The organism is Paenibacillus sp. N3.4, assembly GCF_008017805.1.
In the GTDB taxonomy this organism is placed as follows: Bacteria; Bacillota; Bacilli; order Paenibacillales; family NBRC-103111; genus Paenibacillus_E.
The window spans coordinates 1-6,596 of sequence record NZ_VRTT01000154.1 but is presented as its reverse complement, the minus strand read 5'-3'; the positions used below and the strand labels follow the sequence as shown (position 1 = coordinate 6,596).

The window sequence follows — 6,596 nt, the reverse complement described above, 5'->3', positions numbered from 1 at the left end:
GGATAGCCAGTTGAGCGACGACCGGATAATGATCCGAAGGATACCGTCCGTCAATCATCCGTCGGTCGATTTGAATGGATGACACTTGCACGTCAGGAGAGGAAAATGTACATTCTCGTTACTCTGCTGAAGGGATAGCCAGTTGAGCGACGACCGGATAATGATCCGAAGGATACCGTCCGTCAATCATCCGTCGGTCGATTTGAATGGATGACACTTGCACGTCAGGAGTAACAAAAATATAGTCGATCGGCTCTCCTTCCATTTTTCCGGAATAGTTATCATGGAACGATGTTCCTACGGGTCCAACCATCACGGAATAAGCATCCAACATGTCCACAAGCGCCTCATCCCAAACTGGCTCTCCCCTCATAAAGCGGATCACCGCATTATCAGGCTGTGAGTTGAAGTCCCCTGTCAATAAGACAGGGACATCTTTTGCAGCCCGCAGTTCCTTGATTCGCTCCCATATAAGCCGAACACCTTGTTCCCTGGCCTGCTGCCCCTGATGATCTAGGTGGGTGTTGAAGAATAGTAACTCCGTACCTGTACCCTTATGCCGAAAGTGCCCCCAGGTACAAATACGTGGCAGAGAGCTGTCCCAGCTAATACTTGCCGGAACCTCCGGCTGCTCGGATAACCAGAAGGTGCCGTGTTCCACAATGTCCAGATCGTCTTTTTTGAAAAAGATAGCGCAGTGCTCGTCTCCACGATCTCCAAGCCGACCCTCTCCGACCCAATGATATTCCTCCAACTGCAAATCCTCCAGCATACCGATATGTCCTTCCTGGATACCCATAAGCAGCGGACTATGCTCTCTAATCATTGCTGCCATTTTATCGTATCGGTACTCCCACGCATTATCGCCGTCAGGTGCCAAGCAGGTTCTCAAGTTAAAAGTCATCAAAGTGATATTCATCGTTGCCCCCAGCATCATTTAATATTATTTGCCCGGTTGTATTCCTTCAAAGCTTTGTTGCTTGCATTTGCCATATCCGTAATCGCCTGATCTATGCTTTTCTTGTTTTGTACATAGTTCAAGGTCTCCTCCCGCATAGCCTGGCTGAACTCGCCGCTTACCGGTCCCATCGGCTCTTGAGTTTCGGAAGACGACGCATGGAGTTGCTCGATTGCTGTTTTAAACAATGGATTTTTGGTCAAATGCTCTTTCATTTGAGGCAGTTCATACGTTTTTGTGTTTACAGGGAAATACCCGGTTCCAGTGTGCCATGCAAATTGGGATTCCGGCGTAATGCCATATTTCAGGAATTCCCATGCAGCATCTGATGCCGCTTTATCTCCCCTGTTCATAATATAAAGTGCGGAACCGCCGACCGCGACTCCCCCTTTGTCCGTTTCATTCACTTTGGGAAGGAATGCGGTCCCAACTTCAAATTTGTCTGCGACCTTAGCCAGTGTGCCTTTTAATGCTGCAGTAGATGTAACGAACATAGCCAGTTTTCCCGCTGCAAACTCTTCATCTGCTTTGACATCGGTGCCCGTTTGGATACCTCCGGAATCTACTGCTTTTTTCCACTCTGTCAAAAAGCGTTTCATCGCTCCGTTCGTATCAAACTCAACAGCCGTCATATAATCGGCACGTCCATTTTTGTTGTTACCAATATAGGCTCCCTGCATGCCGATCCAGCTTGACAGTTGATATTGATCGGGGGTCACGGAAAAGCCCCATTGGTTAACTTGACTACCACTTTTCTTGGTCATTTTTGCCGCGTATTTTCCTAATTCATCTATCGTTTGCGGAGGCTTATTCGGGTCCAGACCTGCCTCTTTAAACAAATTCTTATTGTAATAGAGCAAAATCGTGGAATTTGCAAAAGGAATGCCTACTTGCTTACCTTTAAAGCTAAAGCCGGCAAGAGTATTCGGCTCTATGTCCGTGACTTTGAACGACGGATCTTTGGCAAGCAGATCTTGAGCCCAGATGACCGCCGGTACATCTTTAATATAAGAGGTGTCCGAAGCAGGAATCTGTACGATATCCGGATAGTCCTTCTCGTTCTTTGCCTGAACGGCTGCTTTTACTTTTTTCAGAAGATCAGCGTAGGATCCTTGAAACACCGGTGTGATTGTAATTCCTTTTTCCTTACCGACAGTTTCATTAAAGTTTTGGACCATCTTTTTGACAACCTCTTCGTTCGAGCCCCCCATGGCGTGCCAGAATGTCAAGCTTACCGGCCCTGTGCTTTTTGGTTTTGCTGAAGTGTTAGCTGCCGGTCCACTGCTGCAACCTGCTAATGCCGTAGCTACGACGACTAATGTCAAAATTGTTTTCATCTGTTTCTTCATTGATAGAACCTCGCTTTTCATATTATATTTATAAAACCTTCCCCGTTTATCGGGAATGGTAGTTCACATAACTCTTATCCTTCATATTGTGCGATCTCCTCAAATCCCTTTCACAGAAAAGCGTTTGTAGTGTGTATGGCTACCCTCAAAGTTCGAGAAACCAACCTGACCATTTAAATAAGGGTTACGCACATCTGTGAAAATAATCAAAAGCTCACCGTTTACCATTACTTTATACTTATTTTCATTTGCCTCTATTTGAACCTGGTATGGTTCATCATAACTCCATGCATACTCCGCAGAAGCCAGTTCGACATAACCGTTATCATTTTTATAAAGTACAACTCTATTGTTCGGAGCAAAACCTGCCGCATATGAGCGAATGGCACCCTGAACACGGAATTGGATATTATGAAATTCGCCGAGTTTGGGTATCACATGAGCATCAAACATATAATTGGCCCATGATAAGTCGCCGGTATAGCATTCTGCAGACTCACTATGATAACTGCCACTTAATTCTCCATTTTCAAGCGTCCACAACCCACGCAGGTATGTGAATTGGGATACTTCAATATGAAATACATTCCAATTTTCCAGCCGTTCTTTTGAAAAATCCACCTCATAATTTGGTTTTCCGGAAATAACGAAATCATCAAGGTAAGCGATCAAGCTGTCACCGTTGCCTTCCATTGGAATGAATTCAACACCAGCTTCTATCAAACAAGCGCCACTCATAAATGGAATATCCATATTTAATGTAGTCCATTCCCCCGAAACCAACAGCACCTTCTCGCAATAATGGCGATAATCCTCATTTCTATTTTTTACATAAAGGCAAGCTTGAACGTTCATGGAATTGGACGTAGGCACCATTACTTTTACATCCAACGTTTGCCCCGGATATAAAATTGGTGAGAAACTGGGATCGTATCGACTATCATTGAAATCTTCCGGACGATAATATGTCTGGTGATAGGTACGAAAACCGTATCCCCCACCTTGCACTTTATCAAAAATGATTTTTAATGATCGTTTACCGCTTGACGCCGCCTCAGTTGTATTTTCAATCTTTCCTGTGACTTGCCATTCTGCATCGGACTCCAACCGAAAAGCATGCGTGGATCCTGGATATTCAAAGTGAAACCATATATCTGGGCTCAACAAAATGGATTTCCATTCATTGGGGATTTCTTCCCCCGCAATCTTGTAACCAAAGTTGGCGATATAAGAAGCGCACCAAGGAATATCAAGGATATTCAACTTTCCAACGACTGTAGAGCAGCAAAGAAAGTCATTAATAGGCGTTCTCCAAGCGTTATCGATCCCTTCCAACCCATTTCTCACACCCATGATAGTTCCTACATTTGCCACATTACAATCCGTGTCCCAACCACACATATTACAAATATTAATCGTTGCACTGAAGTCGCCATTTCCATAAAGCAGAGACAAAATGATCACTGCAGCATTGGGGATAATATGACAGTTCCCCGGGTAACGGTCGTATCCAAAGTTATCATGAATGTATTGGAAACACGCTCTCCAATCCTGTGGATTCTTTCTATAGAAATCCATAACCAGTCTAGTCATTCGTTCATATTCACAATCTGCGGGAATAAAGGACAGACCTGTCTCAATCAGTATTTCAATGTCCTTTTCTATAAAAGCTGCAGCGATGCAAGCAGCGATAAACATCCCGCCGTATTTGCCATTCCCGTCATGAGATACACTAGCGATCTTTTCTGCATATTCCGCAGCAAGTCTCGGGTTTCCGGGTGCGATCAGCCCCCAGACATCAATGAATATCTGACCACCGATTTGTTCGGCAACCGTTGCCCCATTCTGTTCTATTGAACCTGATCGAGGGGCGTTGATCCCTTTCTTTAAATTATAGTAGGCCGTGTGTTCCGTTGATGTTCCATACCCCCCCCACCAAAAAAGGCCATGTCCATCAGGAGAATAATTCAACCAAGTTTTTCCCATTTGCTCACTTGTAATTTCATTTGTATAGGTATAGTCTTCCAATGCCCGCAAAAAAGCAATGGGTCCGTTCGTATCATCATCTGCAGCGAAGTTTTTAAACTCGTGCAAATACCCAGTAATCTCACCGAATGTCCTCTTTATACGATCGTAGCTCCAGCCTTCGATATTTGCCCCATGACGTACACCGATAATCTTCCCTAGCCAGCCTGCATAAACTTTTTCTACATAGTTGTTGGGCATTATTGACATATTGCATCCCCCAAGAAAAACGTTCTCATAATAAACTCAATGGAAATCACAGATTAAATTAGTTTTGTCTGGTTTTTCCTGATTCGATATATCTTTTAAGCTAATTAAAATATAATCCTAAATAGGTGAAATTTCTTCACCAAATACTTAATCCGATTCACAAAAAGGGCTATTTATTCTCATAGCCGCTTTCCTATAATCCCCAGGAGACATCCCTACAATTTTTTGAAATGCATGGTAAAATGGGTTGTGACTCTGAAACCCTGATTGATAACATATATCCACAATGGACAAATTTGTATTCAACAGTAATCTTCTTGCTTCATTCACACGTAAATGGAGCAGATAATCCTTAAATCCTTCCCCCATAATCTCTTTAAATAAGTGGCGTGCCCGCGAAGGGCTAAGGTCAAGTTTCTTAGCGACATCTGAGAGTTCTAGAGGTTCTCTAAAATTTTCATGTATGTAGGTTAATACAGGCGCTAATTTGTAATAAAGCGCAAAGACTTGGTTAAATTCCCCCGGCGATATATGGCTCTTGAAATGCCTAGAAAGTAGAACGCAAATTCGCAAAATATAACTACGAATCATGCCAGGGTACGCTGTTCTTTTCTTTTCCATCTCCTCATTTACAGCTAAAATAATCTGTCCGATTTCTTTGGCAGCCTCTAATTCAGAAGATATTTGATTAATAAACTTTCTTGGACTATAGAAGAATGGAATTAATAACTCTTTTTCAATTTCAATGAGCTCTTTTTTAAAAAAGACAAATATGTATTGGCTCGGATCTTCAGGGTCAGACTGAGCAATGTGCCGTTCCATATTATTGACGATAAACACATCACCGGGATTCACACTAAATTTTTTATCTCCAAAATAAAACCAACCTTTGCCGGAAAGACAATAACCAATTTCTAATGAAGTATGCCAATGAAATGTTTCTAGTAACGAACTAGGAGTCCATTTGATTATTCCAACAGGTATACCTTCTTCTAATTCATTAAAAACTTCCATAAATTTACCCCTTCCAAACTACATAATTGAAACCATCTGCAAGTAAAGCAAGCATAAAATAAAAATTGTAAATTTGTTTGAAAACCTAAGGGTAGATTCAACTCTTGGTCTTTACCTTTTGCTTGTTCTAATGTGCTTTGGCGGTAGTAAACTCCATCAGCAGCCAGCGTTTTGATCTGAGTCGCATGAGGATCATTTGAATAAATGATTCGCCAAATGCTGCGTCGCTATGGGTGTTTTCCCGCATATCATGGCTAAGAATCTGACCGGCTTTCTTTTGTTGATCACGAACTTCAACGAGGAGATTAACAGACAACCCAATATGGCCTTTACCACCCTTGTTACGGTAAGTAGCATCTGGGTCTGAAGGCGTTTGCAAACTATCTTGTGAAATATGGCGCCATTCCGGATGTTTGACAGCGTAACGATACAACGCTGCAGCTTGCTCCATTTGGAAGTCCAGCATGGATCCAGCTTCCTCTAGCGTTTGGTTGAGGTGTTCTTCTTTTAGGTAGTCTTGAAAACCCTCTGGTACGAAGACTGCATCTAACTTGTTAATCCCTTTAACCCATGTATTGAACGACTTTGTACACAAGTTCAAGACGAGTCAGCTTCTTACAAGAGATGCTAAACTTAAAGGAATCCATTCGGGCCCTGCTTTTACAACAATGACTTCGGCTAGCTTCTGAGACAGAGCATCGGTTTCTTGCTTTAATAAGTCTTCCTTGGTCTTGCCTTTCATGTTCGACTAAGCATTGCCTAAAGTTGGTGATCGTATTGATTCAAATACAACTAACCCCTGAGAACCGTACTATTTGGATTAATTATACTATTTTCGCGGGTTTTCTTGGGGGGTTTACGCTAAATTAACTTTTTGGGGAACAGGACCAAGCCATGTCAAAACTGGATTTATCCCAGGTAAAATGAATTGCTGTAGATGAATACTTCTGAATACGGAAAATCGTGGTTCGGGAACATAGCTAAGGTTATTCCACCAATTAAAAACGGAGACATGCCAAATATGCAAATGGCGAAAGCAC

At 42.5% G+C, this 6,596-nt stretch carries 5 protein-coding genes; all 5 read right to left on the bottom strand.

Features of this window, described 5'->3' with window-relative positions; genetic code table 11:
- Window positions 1-118 precede the first annotated feature (118 nt).
- A complete protein-coding gene (locus FU659_RS34300) occupies window positions 119-919 on the bottom strand; it encodes an endonuclease/exonuclease/phosphatase family protein (protein ID WP_147951641.1) in 801 nt (266 codons plus the stop codon).
- Window positions 920-933: 14 nt separating this feature from the next.
- Window positions 934-2,307 carry an ABC transporter substrate-binding protein gene (locus FU659_RS34295; protein ID WP_222708715.1) on the bottom strand — a complete coding sequence of 458 codons (1,374 nt, stop codon included), beginning with the start codon at window positions 2,305-2,307 and terminating at the stop codon, window positions 934-936.
- 99 nt (window positions 2,308-2,406) lie between these two features.
- Complete coding sequence (locus FU659_RS34290; protein ID WP_147951639.1) at window positions 2,407-4,542, bottom strand: ADP-ribosylglycohydrolase family protein; 2,136 nt, start codon at window positions 4,540-4,542, stop codon at window positions 2,407-2,409.
- A 147-nt stretch (window positions 4,543-4,689) separates the two neighbouring features.
- Window positions 4,690-5,556 carry an AraC family transcriptional regulator gene (locus FU659_RS34285; protein ID WP_147951638.1) on the bottom strand — a complete coding sequence of 289 codons (867 nt, stop codon included), beginning with the start codon at window positions 5,554-5,556 and terminating at the stop codon, window positions 4,690-4,692.
- Between the two features lie 127 nt (window positions 5,557-5,683).
- Entirely contained in the window at window positions 5,684-6,157 is a 474-nt protein-coding gene (locus FU659_RS34280; protein ID WP_147951637.1) for a hypothetical protein, read from the bottom strand.
- Window positions 6,158-6,596 lie beyond the last annotated feature (439 nt).